Origin of the sequence: Streptomyces sp. NPDC029674 (assembly GCF_044903205.1) — a bacterium.
In the GTDB taxonomy this organism is placed as follows: Bacteria; Actinomycetota; Actinomycetes; order Streptomycetales; family Streptomycetaceae; genus Streptomyces.
The window spans coordinates 184,282-197,058 of record NZ_JBJDPY010000014.1; the positions used below are offsets into that span (position 1 = coordinate 184,282).

14 protein-coding genes and 3 tRNA genes are annotated in these 12,777 nt (G+C 72.9%); 6 read left to right on the forward strand and 11 right to left on the reverse strand.

Annotated features, from left to right (window positions below; genetic code table 11):
- Window positions 1–92: 92 nt before the first annotated feature.
- Together ACI2L3_RS30160 and ACI2L3_RS30165 are read right to left on the reverse strand one after the other, a co-directional pair.
- Complete coding sequence (locus ACI2L3_RS30160; RefSeq protein ID WP_404755599.1) at window positions 93–1,337, reverse strand: hypothetical protein; 1,245 nt, start codon at window positions 1,335–1,337, stop codon at window positions 93–95.
- Window positions 1,334–1,900: a DUF4365 domain-containing protein gene (locus ACI2L3_RS30165; protein ID WP_404755542.1), complete on the reverse strand. Its 567-nt coding sequence runs from the start codon at window positions 1,898–1,900 to the stop codon at window positions 1,334–1,336. Before ACI2L3_RS30165 ends, ACI2L3_RS30160 begins: the two co-directional genes overlap by 4 nt.
- 168 nt (window positions 1,901–2,068) lie before the next feature.
- Between ACI2L3_RS30165 and ACI2L3_RS30170 the strand changes: the two genes are divergently transcribed.
- Entirely contained in the window at window positions 2,069–2,794 is a 726-nt protein-coding gene (locus ACI2L3_RS30170; RefSeq protein ID WP_404755543.1) for a 3'-5' exonuclease, read from the forward strand.
- Window positions 2,795–2,856: 62 nt separating this feature from the next.
- Here ACI2L3_RS30170 and ACI2L3_RS30175 read toward each other — a convergent pair.
- Window positions 2,857–2,928, reverse strand: a tRNA-Val gene (locus ACI2L3_RS30175).
- 39 nt (window positions 2,929–2,967) lie between these two features.
- Window positions 2,968–3,414: an SRPBCC family protein gene (locus ACI2L3_RS30180; RefSeq protein WP_404755544.1), complete on the reverse strand. Its 447-nt coding sequence runs from the start codon at window positions 3,412–3,414 to the stop codon at window positions 2,968–2,970.
- Window positions 3,415–3,508: 94 nt separating this feature from the next.
- Between ACI2L3_RS30180 and ACI2L3_RS30185 the strand changes: the two genes are divergently transcribed.
- Window positions 3,509–5,980: an SCO7613 C-terminal domain-containing membrane protein gene (locus ACI2L3_RS30185; protein ID WP_404755545.1), complete on the forward strand. Its 2,472-nt coding sequence runs from the start codon at window positions 3,509–3,511 to the stop codon at window positions 5,978–5,980.
- A 140-nt stretch (window positions 5,981–6,120) separates the two neighbouring features.
- Here ACI2L3_RS30185 and ACI2L3_RS30190 read toward each other — a convergent pair.
- Both ACI2L3_RS30190 and ACI2L3_RS30195 read right to left on the reverse strand, forming a co-directional pair.
- Window positions 6,121–6,192: transfer RNA gene (locus ACI2L3_RS30190), tRNA-Val, on the reverse strand.
- Between the two features lie 66 nt (window positions 6,193–6,258).
- Entirely contained in the window at window positions 6,259–6,693 is a 435-nt protein-coding gene (locus ACI2L3_RS30195) for a TIGR02611 family protein (RefSeq protein ID WP_404755546.1), read from the reverse strand.
- Between the two features lie 191 nt (window positions 6,694–6,884).
- Here ACI2L3_RS30195 and ACI2L3_RS30200 point away from each other — a divergent pair, with 191 nt between their 5' ends.
- Together ACI2L3_RS30200 and ACI2L3_RS30205 are read left to right on the forward strand one after the other, a co-directional pair.
- Complete coding sequence (locus ACI2L3_RS30200) at window positions 6,885–7,298, forward strand: SsgA family sporulation/cell division regulator (protein ID WP_003959770.1); 414 nt, start codon at window positions 6,885–6,887, stop codon at window positions 7,296–7,298.
- Window positions 7,299–7,515: 217 nt separating this feature from the next.
- The gene (locus ACI2L3_RS30205) at window positions 7,516–8,076 is read left to right on the forward strand and encodes a CGNR zinc finger domain-containing protein (RefSeq protein WP_404755547.1); all 561 of its coding nucleotides are present in this window, start codon (window positions 7,516–7,518) and stop codon (window positions 8,074–8,076) included.
- On the opposite strand, the gene ACI2L3_RS30210 is transcribed toward ACI2L3_RS30205, so the two are convergent.
- The gene (locus ACI2L3_RS30210) at window positions 8,065–8,316 is read right to left on the reverse strand and encodes a hypothetical protein (RefSeq protein ID WP_404755602.1); all 252 of its coding nucleotides are present in this window, start codon (window positions 8,314–8,316) and stop codon (window positions 8,065–8,067) included. The genes ACI2L3_RS30205 and ACI2L3_RS30210 overlap by 12 nt on opposite strands.
- 256 nt (window positions 8,317–8,572) lie before the next feature.
- A complete protein-coding gene (locus tag ACI2L3_RS30215; protein WP_404755548.1) occupies window positions 8,573–9,019 on the reverse strand; it encodes a hypothetical protein in 447 nt (148 codons plus the stop codon).
- A 207-nt stretch (window positions 9,020–9,226) separates the two neighbouring features.
- Here ACI2L3_RS30215 and ACI2L3_RS30220 point away from each other — a divergent pair, with 207 nt between their 5' ends.
- Window positions 9,227–9,754: a DsbA family protein gene (locus tag ACI2L3_RS30220; protein WP_404755549.1), complete on the forward strand. Its 528-nt coding sequence runs from the start codon at window positions 9,227–9,229 to the stop codon at window positions 9,752–9,754.
- Here ACI2L3_RS30220 and ACI2L3_RS30225 read toward each other — a convergent pair.
- The 3 genes from ACI2L3_RS30225 to ACI2L3_RS30235 all read right to left on the reverse strand — a co-directional run bounded on the left by ACI2L3_RS30225 (window position 9,751) and on the right by ACI2L3_RS30235 (window position 12,481).
- Entirely contained in the window at window positions 9,751–10,575 is an 825-nt protein-coding gene (locus ACI2L3_RS30225) for a GNAT family N-acetyltransferase (RefSeq protein WP_404755550.1), read from the reverse strand. The two genes, ACI2L3_RS30220 and ACI2L3_RS30225, sit on opposite strands and share 4 nt — an antisense overlap.
- A gap of 62 nt (window positions 10,576–10,637) precedes the next feature.
- Window positions 10,638–11,459 (reverse strand): aminotransferase class IV, encoded by an 822-nt coding sequence (locus ACI2L3_RS30230; RefSeq protein WP_404755551.1) that lies wholly within the window; start codon window positions 11,457–11,459, stop codon window positions 10,638–10,640.
- Window positions 11,456–12,481, reverse strand: a complete 1,026-nt coding sequence (locus ACI2L3_RS30235) for a chorismate-binding protein (RefSeq protein ID WP_404755552.1) — start codon at window positions 12,479–12,481, stop codon at window positions 11,456–11,458. Before ACI2L3_RS30235 ends, ACI2L3_RS30230 begins: the two co-directional genes overlap by 4 nt.
- Window positions 12,482–12,668: 187 nt before the next feature.
- Between ACI2L3_RS30235 and ACI2L3_RS30240 the strand changes: the two genes are divergently transcribed.
- Window positions 12,669–12,741, forward strand: a tRNA-Gly gene (locus ACI2L3_RS30240).
- Window positions 12,742–12,777: the final 36 nt, after the last annotated feature.

Consider the following 12,777-nt stretch of genomic DNA (forward strand, 5'->3'; position numbering starts at 1 on the left):
GGGAATGCACCCGCTCTTCTATTGCGCGTGCAATAGAAGAGAGGGTACCGAGCCCGGGGCCCCCGCCGCGAAACGGATCTCCCCGCACCCCTTCAGTCCGTGCCGCACGCCTCCTCGAAGAAGTCGAGGTTCTCCTGGAGCGACTTCATGAGCCGGTCCCGCTCCGCCTCGTCCACCTGCACGGGCGCCACCCCACTCGCCCCGGTGAGCCTGCGGAAGCCGCCCCGGCTCTCCAGGCGGCCGTGCACCCGGATCGGCAGCCCGACCAGGTGCGCGTGGCCGGCGATGCGGTACGACTCCTCGTCGAGGACCATCCGCACGTGCGGGACCTCGGCGCCCGCGATCACCCGGATCCGCACCGTGCCGTCCCCGCGCGGCGCCGCCCGCCGCATCCGCACCACGGCCCCCGTGATCCGCACCGGCACCGACGGCTCGGCGCGCAGGTACCGGGCGCCCGCCTCGCGCAGCGCCGCCAGGTCACCGGGCGAGAACTCGACGGGCTCGGCACCTGCCGCGCACCCCTCGGGCACCCCCGCCCCCGGCGCCCACTCCATCGCGACGCGCGCCCCCTCCGTGCCGCGCACCAGCGCGACGATCGCCTCGGTCAGCTCGTGGCTGACGCCCGCCTCGATCGCGCCGTCGAAGGCGTCCATGCCGCCGGTGGCGCGCTGGAAGTCGACGGCCTCCCGGGCCGCGTACAGCGCCTGGTGCAGCCGGACCGCGAGCGGCCGACCCGTCACGACCGGGACGAATGCGGTGAGCCTGCGCCCACCCGTGGCGGGCCCGACCAGGACGTTCTCCAGGGACGCGGCGGCGGGCCCGCGGTGCCGCGCGCCGTAGTACCCGGCGCGGCCGCGCGCGGCGAGCGCCCCGGCGAGCAGCATCCGGCGCGCGGCGGAGCGCAGTTGTTCCTCCGCCGGCCAGGTCGCGGTGCCCGCGGGCCCCACCGGTACGTCGCGCCACCAGTGGATCTCGTCGCTGGGCACGGTGAGCCCGACGAGCACCTCGCGGGCGGCGGGCGAGCCGCTGCGGGACAGCGCGACGAGCGCCTCACCGATCAGGTCCTCGCAGTCGGGGAAGGCGCGGCTCTCGGGCACGAGCAGGCTGGTGCCGGCGCCGCCGGGGCCCGGCGGGGTCCACCGGGCGTAGCGGCCGGGGGCGCCGCCGCGTCGCTGCCAGCCGTGCCGGGCGAGGAGCGCGCCGAGCACGGTGGGGTCGACGGCGGAGGGTTCGGGCGGTGGCTGCGCCCACTGGCCCGCGGCCGGGGCGGGGTGCGGGCGGACGGGAGGCAGGGACTCGTCGTGGCCGAAGGGCTGGTCGAAGGGGCGGTGCATCAGGGTCTCCCTCCCGTCCCGACGCGCGTCATGATCTCGCAGAGGGCCCGGTCGTCGAAGATCCGCGAGGTCGGGACGCGCACGGTGGTCCTGCGCCGGCCGGTCACGGGGTGCCCGGCGAGGTTGGTCCAGTAGCAGCAGTGCCGCAGGTCGAGCCGGTCGTGACCGGCGCGCAGCCAGTCGTCCCGCGACCGGGGCACGAGCATCACGACGAGGATCTTGTGGACCGAGACCGGGGTGCGGGCGAGCTTCTCCAGGTGCGCGTTGTCGAGCGTGAAGGAGAAGGCGGGCCCCGCCGGATTCGGCGGTATCTGGTACGTGCACTTCAGCTGGACCTTGATGGTCACCTCGTCGTCGACCGTGTGCCCGGGCGCGCTGTGGCTGACGTGCCAGTCGATGCCGTTGTCCGGGAACGGCTGGGAGAGCGAGCATCCGGCGGCCGCCGCGACGGCGTGCAGATAGCCCACCTGAAGCGTCTCCATACAGGCGGTGGTGGCGAGTGTGCCGCGCGGCGGTGCGATCCGCTCGGGCAGCAGCCCACCCTGTTCGGGCTGCGCGAGCGCCATGGTCAACTAACCTTCCGGACCCGGTGGTTACCAGCTCGGGCCGTCAATTCCGTGGCCCCGTACCTCTGTTGTCTCCGGGCCGCGTACAGCGCAAACGGCCCGGGTATCACCAGCGTGGGCAGGGGACCGAACGTCATCTGCCGGGACCGAACGAGGAGTTGCACGACCATGACGTGCTGGTACGAGGGCCCCTTGGCCGCATTCGACACGGAGACCACGGGCGTCGACGTCGAGACCGACCGGATCGTGTCGGCCGCCGTCGTCGTCCAGCAGGGCGCGGGAACCCGACCGCGCATCACCCGCTGGCTGGTGAACCCGGGCGTACCCGTGCCCGAGGCCGCCACCGCGGTGCACGGACTGACGGAGGATCACCTGCAGCGCACCGGCCGCTGGCCGGCGCCGGTGATGGAGGAGATAGCGCGGGATCTGGCCGAGCAGGGCGCCGCGGGCCGGCCGATCGTGGTGATGAACGCGCCGTTCGATCTGACCATCCTGGACCGCGAGTTGCGCAGGCACCGCGCCTCGTCGCTCAGCCGGTACATGGAGGGTTCGTCGTTGTGCGTGATCGACCCCCGGGTCCTGGACAAGCAGCTGGACCGGTACCGCAAGGGCCGCCGCACGCTCACCGACCTGTGCGCGCACTACGAGGTGGAGCTGGCCGAGGCCCACGACGCGGCGGCGGACGCGCAGGCCGCGATGGATGTCGTACGCGCGGTGGGGCGCCGTTTCGCGGCCCGCCTCGAGCGCCTCTCGCCGGCCGAGCTGCACACGCTGCAGGCCGTCTGGCACGCGGCGCAGGCGCGTGGTCTGCAGGCGTGGTTCGCGAAGAGCGGCACACCGGAGACGGTGGACCCGGCGTGGCCGCTGCGTCCCGAACTCCGGGCGGCGGCCTGAGGCGAGGCCTCGGCGGGCAAGAAAAAACCGGTCCGTCTGCTGACGGACCGGCATTCTCCGGGTGGGCGATACTGGGTTCGAACCAGTGACCTCTTCGGTGTGAACGAAGCGCTCTCCCACTGAGCTAATCGCCCGGGAACGGACTGAACAATACAGGTCCGGGCGCCCTTCCTTCAAACCGCTGCCAGCCGGGCCGCGAGGCCGCGGCGTCCGGCTCGCATCATCAGGGCGTGGTTGAGCAGGAACAGCGGGCGTCCGGGTACGGCGAGCCGCCGCATCAGGGGACTGCGCACGTCGACCTCCTGGTCGTAGCGGGCGCGCGTGCCGGCGGGCGTGGCCGTCAGGGTCCAGCGCGCCCAGCCGTCCAGGTCCCCGGTCATGCCGATCTCCAGGACCCCGGCCGCGGGGTCGCGGCGCCGCTCCTCCGCGGTGACGACCAGGTCGTACGGGAGGAAGGACCGGAAGCGGATGACGCCGCTGCGGTCGTCGATGGGTTTCACCTCGCGCACCTGTGGCCACCACAGTGGATAGTCCTCGGCTCGCTCCAGCGCCGCGTAGGCGTCGGCGGGGGCGCCGGGTACGTGCCAGACGCTGCGGAATCGGTAATGACACCAGTCCATGGACCGAGTCTGCCCAATCGCGCGCCGAATCTGAGTACGTGCCTGAGTATGCGCGCCCATGCCGCATGATGTGGCACGCACCACACTCCGAGGCATGACGAACATTCCGCCACCCGCCGAGGAGCTCCGCCTCCTCGACCGGGAGCTGCGCCAACTGGAGGCGCGCAGGACGCTGTTGCTGCAGCGCCGGGCCTGGCTGCTCGGCGTCCTGCGCGCGGCGGGCCCGGCCGGGCGACCCCCTCGCCCGGCCGGCCCGCCCGCCCCCGGAGCCGCGCCGCCGAGCGCGCAGAACGTCCTGCTCACGCTGGGCGGGGTGCTCCTGACCATCGCGGCGATCGCCTTCACCGTGGTGAGCTGGGGCCACTTGGGCATCGGTGGCCGCAGCGCGGCACTCGGCGCGGTGACGCTGGCGGCGCTCGCCGCTCCCGCGCTCCTGCTGCGCCGCTCGCTGCGTTCGACGGCGGAGGCGGTGGCGGGCCTGGGGCTCGCGCTGACCGTCCTGGACGTGTACGCGGTGCGCCATCTGGCCCTCTCCGACACGGACGTCCTCGGTTACGCGGCGTGGGCCTCGGCGGTTCTCGCCGCGCTGTGGGCCGGGTACGGCCTGCTGCTCGGCGGGTTGCGCTCGCCGCTGCCGACGGCGGTCGTGACGGCCCAACTGCCGATGGTGCTGTGGGCGGGCGCCGCGCACGCCGGTGACCACACGATGACGGCCGCGCTGCTCGCGACCGCGGCCTTCGACACCGCGCTCGCGCTGCGGTCCGGCGTCCGTTCGGTACGGGTCGTCGCCGCGGCCGGCGCCTGCGTGCTGGGTCTGTGGGGTGCCGCGGGCGCCGGCTGGCTGTCCGTGCGGGCCACGGATCCGGCCGCGGCCGCGCAGGCGGGCATGCTGCTGCTGTTCGCCGCCCTGATCGCGCTGGCGGCCGCGTGGCGGGCGAAGGGTGCGGAGGTCGCCACCGGCGCGGCGGCCGCCGGCGGCCTGCTCGTGGTGGCCGCGTCCGGCGGCGTGCTGCGCACCGTGCTGCCCGCCGCGTGGACCGTGCCGGCCTACCTGGCCTGCGGCATCGCGCTGCTGGCAGCCGTCCGCACCGCCCTGCCGAGTCCGCTGCGGCGCGGGACCGCCACGGCGTCGGCCGTGGTGCAGGGCCTCGCGGTGCTGTGGGCGCTGCCGGTCGCCGGGATCGCCCTGCTCGGTCCTTTCCGCTGGGCGACCCGGCCCTGGTCGGGCGCCCCCTCGGACGCCCGCGACGCCCTCCTGCTCGAACTCCCGCTCCCGCACCCGCTGCCGGCCCCGCTGGTGCTCGCGGTGGTCGCCGCCGTGCTGGTCGCGGCGAGCGGTTCGCTGGGCGGGACGGCCCGGCGTGCGGCCAGGTACGGTGCGCCGCTGCTCGCCTGGTCGGCGGCGATCGCACTGCCGGCCGCCCTCCAGCTGCCGTACGCGGCCGGGGTGTCGGCGCAGATCCTGGTGACCGCGGCCCTGCTCGTCGCCGCGACACGGAGCACGCCCGCCGCACCGCACACATCCGACATATCTGACACGTCCACCACCTCTGCCACTCCACTCACGTCCACCGCTTTCGACGCGGCCACCGCGCCCGCGCTGATCGCCTCCGTCCTGGCGCTGGTGTCCTCGGTGAGCGTCGCGTTCCTCTCGTTGGCCACGAGTACGGCCACCCTCACCACGCTGGGCGTGCTCACGGCGCTCCACCTCGCCGTCTGCGTGCGCATGGTGCGGGGCGCGGCGCCCGCGCCGGGTACGGCGGTGCTCGCCGGGTGTGCCGTCATCGCCCACGCCACCGCGCTGGTCTGCGCCGCGGGTGCCGCCTGGGGTCTGCGTCCGGACCACACCGGGCTGCTCACCCTCACGGTCCCGGCCCTTGCCGCACTCGCCGCGGCGCGCCTCGGCCGGCATCCTCTGGCGCCGCCCGTCGAGATCATGGCGGCAGCGTCAGGGGCCGTCGCCGTCGCGCTCGCCGCGGGCACCGCGCCCACGCTGGCCCTCGCCCTCGCGCTCGGCGGGCTCATCGCGTCGGCCACCGCGCTGCGTCCGGACCGCCACCACGTCGGGTACGCGGCCGGGGCGCTCTTCGTCCTGGCGAGCTGGGTCCGCCTCGCCTCGTGGGAGGTGTCGGCCCCGGAGGCGTACACCCTGCCGGTGACCGTCCCCGCGCTGCTCATCGGGGTGCTGCGGCGCCGCCGCGACCCCGAGGCCTCCTCCTGGACGGCCTACGGTCCCGGCCTCGCGATGACGCTGCTGCCGAGCCTCGCCGCCGCCTGGAGCGACCCGTACTGGCCGCGTCCGCTGCTCCTCGGCACCGCGGCCCTCGCCCTGACGCTGGCCGGTGCCCACCGCCGGCTGCGCGCCCCGCTCGTCCTGGGCGGCACGGTCCTGGCCCTGGTCGCGCTGCACGAACTGGCCCCGTACATCGTGCAGGTCGTCGGCGCCCTGCCCCGCTGGCTGCCGCCCGCGCTGGCGGGCCTGCTGCTCCTCGTCGTCGGCGCGACGTACGAACAACGTCTGCGGGACGCACGGCGGTTGCGGAATGCGCTCGACCGAATGCACTGATTTCCGGACGCCGCCACGACATGTGGACCCGTCAATTCCCTTGTGCGGCACGGGAAGCGGCAAGTGAGAAGAGGGAAGCGGGAAAACGGGAATACGAGAACGGCCCGGAGGCTCAAAAGCCTCCGGGCCGTAATCCGGGGTGGGCGATACTGGGTTCGAACCAGTGACCTCTTCGGTGTGAACGAAGCGCTCTCCCACTGAGCTAATCGCCCCGGGCGCACGGAGAACATTACCGCATGTCAGCGGGTGCTCCGGACCGCCCCGGAGGCACCCGAGGGTCACTCCTTGATCTTCCACGGCATCGCGATGCCGAACTTCCACACGTAGACGGCGACGAGCACCGCGACGATCACGAGCCCGATCGTCGTCAGGATGATGTTCCGGCGGCGCACCTTCGGGTCGAGCGCACGCTGTGCCGCCTCGGTGACCTTGCGCTTCGTCCAGCGGAGCACCAGCTGGGCCCAGACGAACTCGGTGGCCCAGATCGCCATGCCGCCGAAGATCACCAGCCAGCCCGGCCCCGGCAGGGGCAGCATGATGATGCCCGCGACGACGACCGCGAGACCGACGATGAAGACGCCGACCTGCCAGCTCAGGTGCAGCGCCCGGCGGGCCTGGATGAACCCCGGCGCCCGCGAGCCGAGCGGCTGGTCGGACTTGACTCCGGCGATGGGATCCGTGACCCCCGCCGACTCGTTACTCCCCGTATTCATGCGGCCAAACCTTACCGGACGGAAACCCGTCACCGGAATGGGTGCACGAAGAGACGGGACAACCCGCCATACGAGGCGTCTAAAGACACGCAAAGCCCTCAGAGGGGTTTACAACGGCACCGTAGGTGGCATGTCGATTTCGCCGACGTGCGAATCCCCGAGCGCACACTGAGCGAAAGGCCCTGGCGCTTATGAACACCACGGTCAGCTGCGAGCTGCACCTGCGCCTCGTTGTGTCGAGCGAGTCCTCACTGCCTGTACCCGCAGGACTGCGGTATGACACGGCCGATCCCTATGCCGTGCACGCCACCTTCCACACCGGAGCCGAGGAAACCGTCGAGTGGGTGTTCGCCCGCGACCTCCTCGCCGAGGGCCTGCACCGGCCCACCGGTACCGGCGACGTCCGAGTCTGGCCGTCCCGGAGCCACGGTCAGGGCGTTGTCTGCATCGCCCTGAGTTCCCCGGAGGGCGAGGCTCTGCTCGAGGCCCCGGCGCGGGCCCTGGAGTCCTTCCTGAAGCGAACGGACGCAGCCGTGCCACCCGGCACGGAACACCGCCATTTCGATCTCGACACGGAGCTCTCACACATCCTGGCCGAGAGCTAAGCGCCACAAGGGCGCGTCGAGAACCGCCACGCCGTCCGACTCGGGGCGACGGCGCAAGCAGTCACGACACAACGACACAAGGCGAACAGATGCAGACACCGGCGCCGTCGCCGCGGATTCCCGCGGTGACGGCGCCGGTGCGTCCTGTGGCGGAGCCGCTAGCATCGGCCAGCATCGGCGGGCACCACAGCCCGACCTCCAGGCCAGGGAGCGAATCGTGCTGATCACCCACGACACCCGGTGTTCTCTCGACGCCGTGGTCGATCTGGTGAACACCGCACCGGAGACGAACGGCGCGGACGGGCTCGCGGATGTGGCGTCGCTCGGTGAGTTCGTACGAACCCACGACGTCAGCGATGTCGGCACGCTCTCCGAGACCGACCTCGCCGGCGTCCACCGCATCCGCGCCCGCTTCGGGGAGGTCTTCGCGAACCCCGAACCGCAGGCCGCGTCCGCGATCCTCAACGAGCTGATCGCGACGGCGGGCACCACGCCCCGGCTCACCGACCACGACGGCTACGACTGGCACATCCACTACTTCGCGCCCGGCGCCTCCGTCGCCGACCACCTGGCGGCCGACTGCGGGATGGCGCTGTCCTTCTTCGTCGTCGCCGGGGAGCAGGAACGGCTGCGACGCTGCGAGGCTCCGGACTGCCGGCACGCCTTCGTCGACCTCTCCCGCAATCGCTCGCGCCGCTACTGCGACAGCCGCACCTGCGGAAACCGGCTGCACGTCGCCGCCTACCGCGCCCGCCGCAAAGAGGCCCTAGAGCAGTAGCAGGTCGTGCAGCGTGGCCACCAGGATCAAGGTACTGATCACCGCCAGGAAGATCATCAAAGGTGGCTGGGAGAGAGCGAAGAGACAGCCCTGCCGCTCCTCCCCGTCGCCGGTGGGCCGCTCCGCTTCGCCGTCGGTGGCGTGCCGCTCTGCGGCGGCAGGTCGTCGCTCATGGGCCGGTGCCGCGTTTCCGCCGTTTTCCGGCGGGGCCGCATCGCCCTCTGTGGTGGTGTCAAGCATCTCGCGGTGATGATGACGCAGCCGCCGGGTGGTCGCCTACCAACACGCCCGGTCGAAGCGGCAGTTCGCCGGATCCCGTGAACGGGCGGAAGTCCAGTGCCCGGCGCGTTCCGTCCCCGGCTCACGGGCGCCCTGCCTCGGGACTCGGCGGCACCGTCCGCACTCGAACGAGGTAGCCGCTCATGCCCATGGAACGCAGACGGCTGTTGACGACCGCGCCCGGCACCGCGCGGCCGCCGTTATATGCCGTGCTTCTTCATATGCCGTGCTTCTTCAGGATCGCCTCGATGTCGCTGAAGTCCTCCGCGGGCGCGGCCTTCCGCGGCTTGGCCGCGGGCCTGCCCGCGGCCGGACCGGCGGTCGCGCCGAGCGAGGGCGCCGACGCGGCGGGAGCCACCGCCTCCCGCTGCGCGGCCTTCGCCGCCCTGCGCTCCTTGCGGGTGCCGCCCGAGCGCCGCTCGACCGCGCGCGTGCCCAGGAACATGAGCCAGGCCACGCCGAGCACGCCGAAGCCGACCCACGCCTTGAGGCTGAACGCCGTGTCGGCGGCCCAGCCGACGACTCCCGTCAGCACCAGGCCGATCGGCACCAACGAGTACGCGGCGAGCCGGGCCGCGGAGAGGAAACGCTTGCGGTAGGCCGAGACCGCGGCGATGCCGAGCCCGGCCGCGGATACGGCGGAACAGACGGTCTCGGCAATCATCCGGTCCTCCAGGCATGCAGGTGTACGTCGGGAAAAGACTCTGTCGTCCCTTCCATCCTGCACCGGCCGGGCGCCGCGTAGCCATGGCCCCGGTCGGACCTCAGGGACATTTCCGGGTCATCTCGGGGTCCGGCCTCCTCCCCAGGTGCCGGTCGGCGGCGCCCCCTCCCGGTTGGGAGGCGGCCCGCGGGCTGGAAGACTGTGCGCATGAGCGACTCCCCTTCCGACCGCCCTGCCCGCCCCCTCGTCCTCGACGTCTGGTGCGAGCTGCAGTGCCCCGACTGCCGTACCGCCCTCGACGACGTGCGCGCCCTGCGCGCCCGCTACGGCGACCGCGTCGAGCTGCGCCTGAGGCACTTCCCCCTCGAGAAGCACAAGCACTCCTTCGCCGCCGCCCAGGCCGCCGAGGAGGCCTTCGAGCAGGGCAAGGGGTGGCCGTACGTCGAGGCGGTGCTCGCCGGGGTGGAGAACCTCGACCGCGAGGGCGAGAAGTACCTCCTGGACACCGCCCGCGGACTCGGCCTCGACGTCGAGGAGTTCGACACCGCGCTGATCGACGGGCGGCACATCCTGATGGTCGACGCCGACCAGGCCGAGGGCAAGGCGATCGGCGTCACCGGCACGCCCACGTACGTCATCGGCGGCGAGCGTCTGGACGGCGGCAAGAGCCAGGAGGGCCTGCGCGAGCGCGTCGAGGAGATCGCCGACCGTCTCCTCGCGGCGGACGGCGGCTAGAACAGCGGCTTGTAGAAGTAGTACGAGGCCGGTTCGTAGCCGAGCGACTCGTACAGGCACAGGGCCCGGTCGTTGTCGGCGAGGACGTTGAGGCCGATGCGGTCCCGGTCCGCCGCGCGGCCCTGCGCCTCCGCGAGGTGCATCAGGGACCGGCCGTGCCCGTGCCCGCGGTGCTCGGGGTCGACCGCGACGTCGTAGACGAACGCGTCGCCGTCGAGCACGGAGAGCCACAGCGTGCCCACCCGGACGCCGTGGTGGGTGAGGACGCTCAGCCACGTGTGGGGCGTCGCCAGACCGCGCGGCAGGCTGCGGGCGTGGTCGGCCTCGGACTTGGCGCGTGCCTCGGACTCGGGCACGCCGCGGTCCGTCCAGGTGCTCGCGTAGAGCTCCTTCGCGCGCACCAGCCACGGCTCGTACTCGGCCTCCGTCATCGGGCGCCCCTCGGTGCCCGCGGGCAGTGGGGGCGCGCTGTCCGTGAGCGGCTTCGTCAGCCGGCGGCTCCGCTCGACGTAGCCGAGCGCCGTGACGAGCCGCAGCGCGGCCGCCGCGTCGGCGGGGACGGCCGTCTCGATGCGCGCGCAGCCCCAGCCGCGCGCCACCTCCTCCGCCGCCAGGGCGGCCACCGTCCCGCGGCCGCGCCTGCGGTCCGGCTCCGCGATCCGCAGGCCGTGGAGCCGGCAGACACGGGGGCCGAAGACCTCGTGCGTGGCGAGGCCTATCGACCCCACGGGACGGCTGTTGACGCAGACGTCGTACGTGCGCGCCTTGGCGCCGTCGGCGCCCTGCTGAAGCGGCCCGGTCGGCCGCAGGGTCGTGGTCATCCCTCTCGTTCTACCCGCCTGGGGCCCGCACCGTCACCGGGGTTTCCCTGGACTTACGGGACTTACGGGTCCAGGTCGTCCGCCGCCCGCTCGTCGAACACCCGCATCGCCTTGGTGGTCACCGGTCCCGGGGCGCCGGGGAGTTGGCGTCCGTCGACCCGGTGCACGGCCTGCACATCGCGCAGCGTCGACGTCAGGAAGACCTCGTCGGCGCGGTCGAGGACGTCCAGGGGCAGGTCGGTCTCGCGTGCGCCCGTCCACTCGACGGCCAGCGCGCGCGTGATGCCCGCCAAGCACCCGGAGGCGACGGGCGGGGTGTGGATCTCGCCGTCGAGCACGACGAAGACGTTCGAGCCCGTGCCCTCGCAGAGCTGTCCGACGGTGTTCGCGAACAGTGCCTCCGTGGCGCCCTGTTCGCGCGCGCGGGCCAGCGCCACGACGTTCTCCGCGTACGAGGTGGTCTTCAGGCCGGTCAGCGCGCCGCGTTCGTTACGGGTCCACGGCACCGTGACCACCGCGGTGGTGTCGGGCCGCCGCGAGGCCTCGCCGAGAGCCACGACAAGCGTGGTGCCCTGGTCGCCGCGGTCGGAGCCGAGCGGCGAGAGGCCCCCGGTGTAGGTGATCCGCAGCCGGCCGAGCGGGAGGGGGTTGGCCTCCAGGACGGCGGCGCAGGCCCGGCGTACCTCGTCGAGGTCCGGCTCGGGCAGCCCGAGGCCGCGCGCCGACTGCGCGAGCCGGGCCAGGTGGCGGGTGAGGGCGAAGGGGCGGCCCTCGACCGACTTCACCGTCTCGAAGATGCCGTCGCCGACCGTCAGCCCGTGGTCGAGGACGGAGACGCGGGCGTCATCGAGGTCCTGCAGCCCGCCGTTGAGCCAGATCTTCACGTTGTGGTCCCTCCGCTCGCTTCGTAGGTCCCCGACGCTACCGCCAGCAGCCGCGCGGCCTTCAGCTCGGTCTCCCGCCACTCCCCCTCGGGGTCCGAGCCCCAGGTGATGCCCGCTCCGGTGCCGAAGCGCAGGACGCCCTCCGCCCGGTCGATCCAGAAGGTGCGGATGCCGACGGCGAGCTCTCCGGTGCCGCGGTCGGCGTCGACCCAGCCGATGCCGCCGCAGTAGGGGCCGCGGGGCGCGGTCTCCAGTTCGTCGATGATCCGCAGGGCGCTGGACTTCGGGGCGCCGGTGACGGAGCCGGGCGGGAACGCGGCGTCGAACAGTTCGGGCCAGCCCGCTCCGGGGCGCAGCTCGCCGCCGACGGTGGAGACGAGGTGGACGAGTCCGGGGTGCTTCTCGACGACGCAGAGGTCGGGGACGGTCACCGATCCGGTGGCGCAGACGCGTCCGAGGTCGTTGCGGACGAGGTCCACGATCATGACGTTCTCGGCGTAGTCCTTCTCCAGGAGGTCCGCCTCGGTCCGCCCGGTGCCCTTGATGGGGCCCGACTCCACGAAACGTCCCTCCCGGCGCAGGAAGAGCTCGGGTGAGGCGGTGGCCACCTCCACGCCGTGCTCCGGCAGCCGGATCGTTCCGGCGTACGGAGCGGGGTTCCCGCGCGCGAGGAGGGACGTCAGGGCGTCCACGTCGGCGTCGGCGGGGACGGGCGCGGACAGGACGCGGCAGAGGTTGGCCTGGTAGACCTCGCCGGCGGCTATGTACGCGCGTACGCGCCGTACGCCCTCCGTGTACGCAGCGCGGTCGAGGGACGACGTCCAGTCGTCGGCGGCCGGGCCGTGCCACTTCCCCGGGACGGGTGCGGGCACGGGCTCGGGGCGCACGTCGTCGAAGCGGGCGCAGACCATGCCCCCTTCGAAGTCCGTGGAGACCGCCCAGAAGCCGGTGGAGTCCAGGGCCGCGGGGTCGCTGGTCACGTCGCGCAGACCGGTGGCCACGAGACCGCCGAAGCGCGCCATGGGAGGGAGCGTGGAAGGGGACGTCAGAGGGGGGCTGTGCACGGCTGTGAGTCTATGACCGGTGTCCCGGCCGCGCCTCGGGCCGACGACAGCGCAGCACGCTGCGCAAACGCGTTTTTGTACTGGCCCAGGAATCCGCTAGAGTTCAACACGTCGCCGGGACGCGCAAGCGGACCGGGAAAGACAAGCGGACGTAGCTCAGTTGGTAGAGCGCAACCTTGCCAAGGTTGAGGTCGCCAGTTCGAACCTGGTCGTCCGCTCGCAGGAAAGTGGGGGATCTTCCCGAACCCCTACGC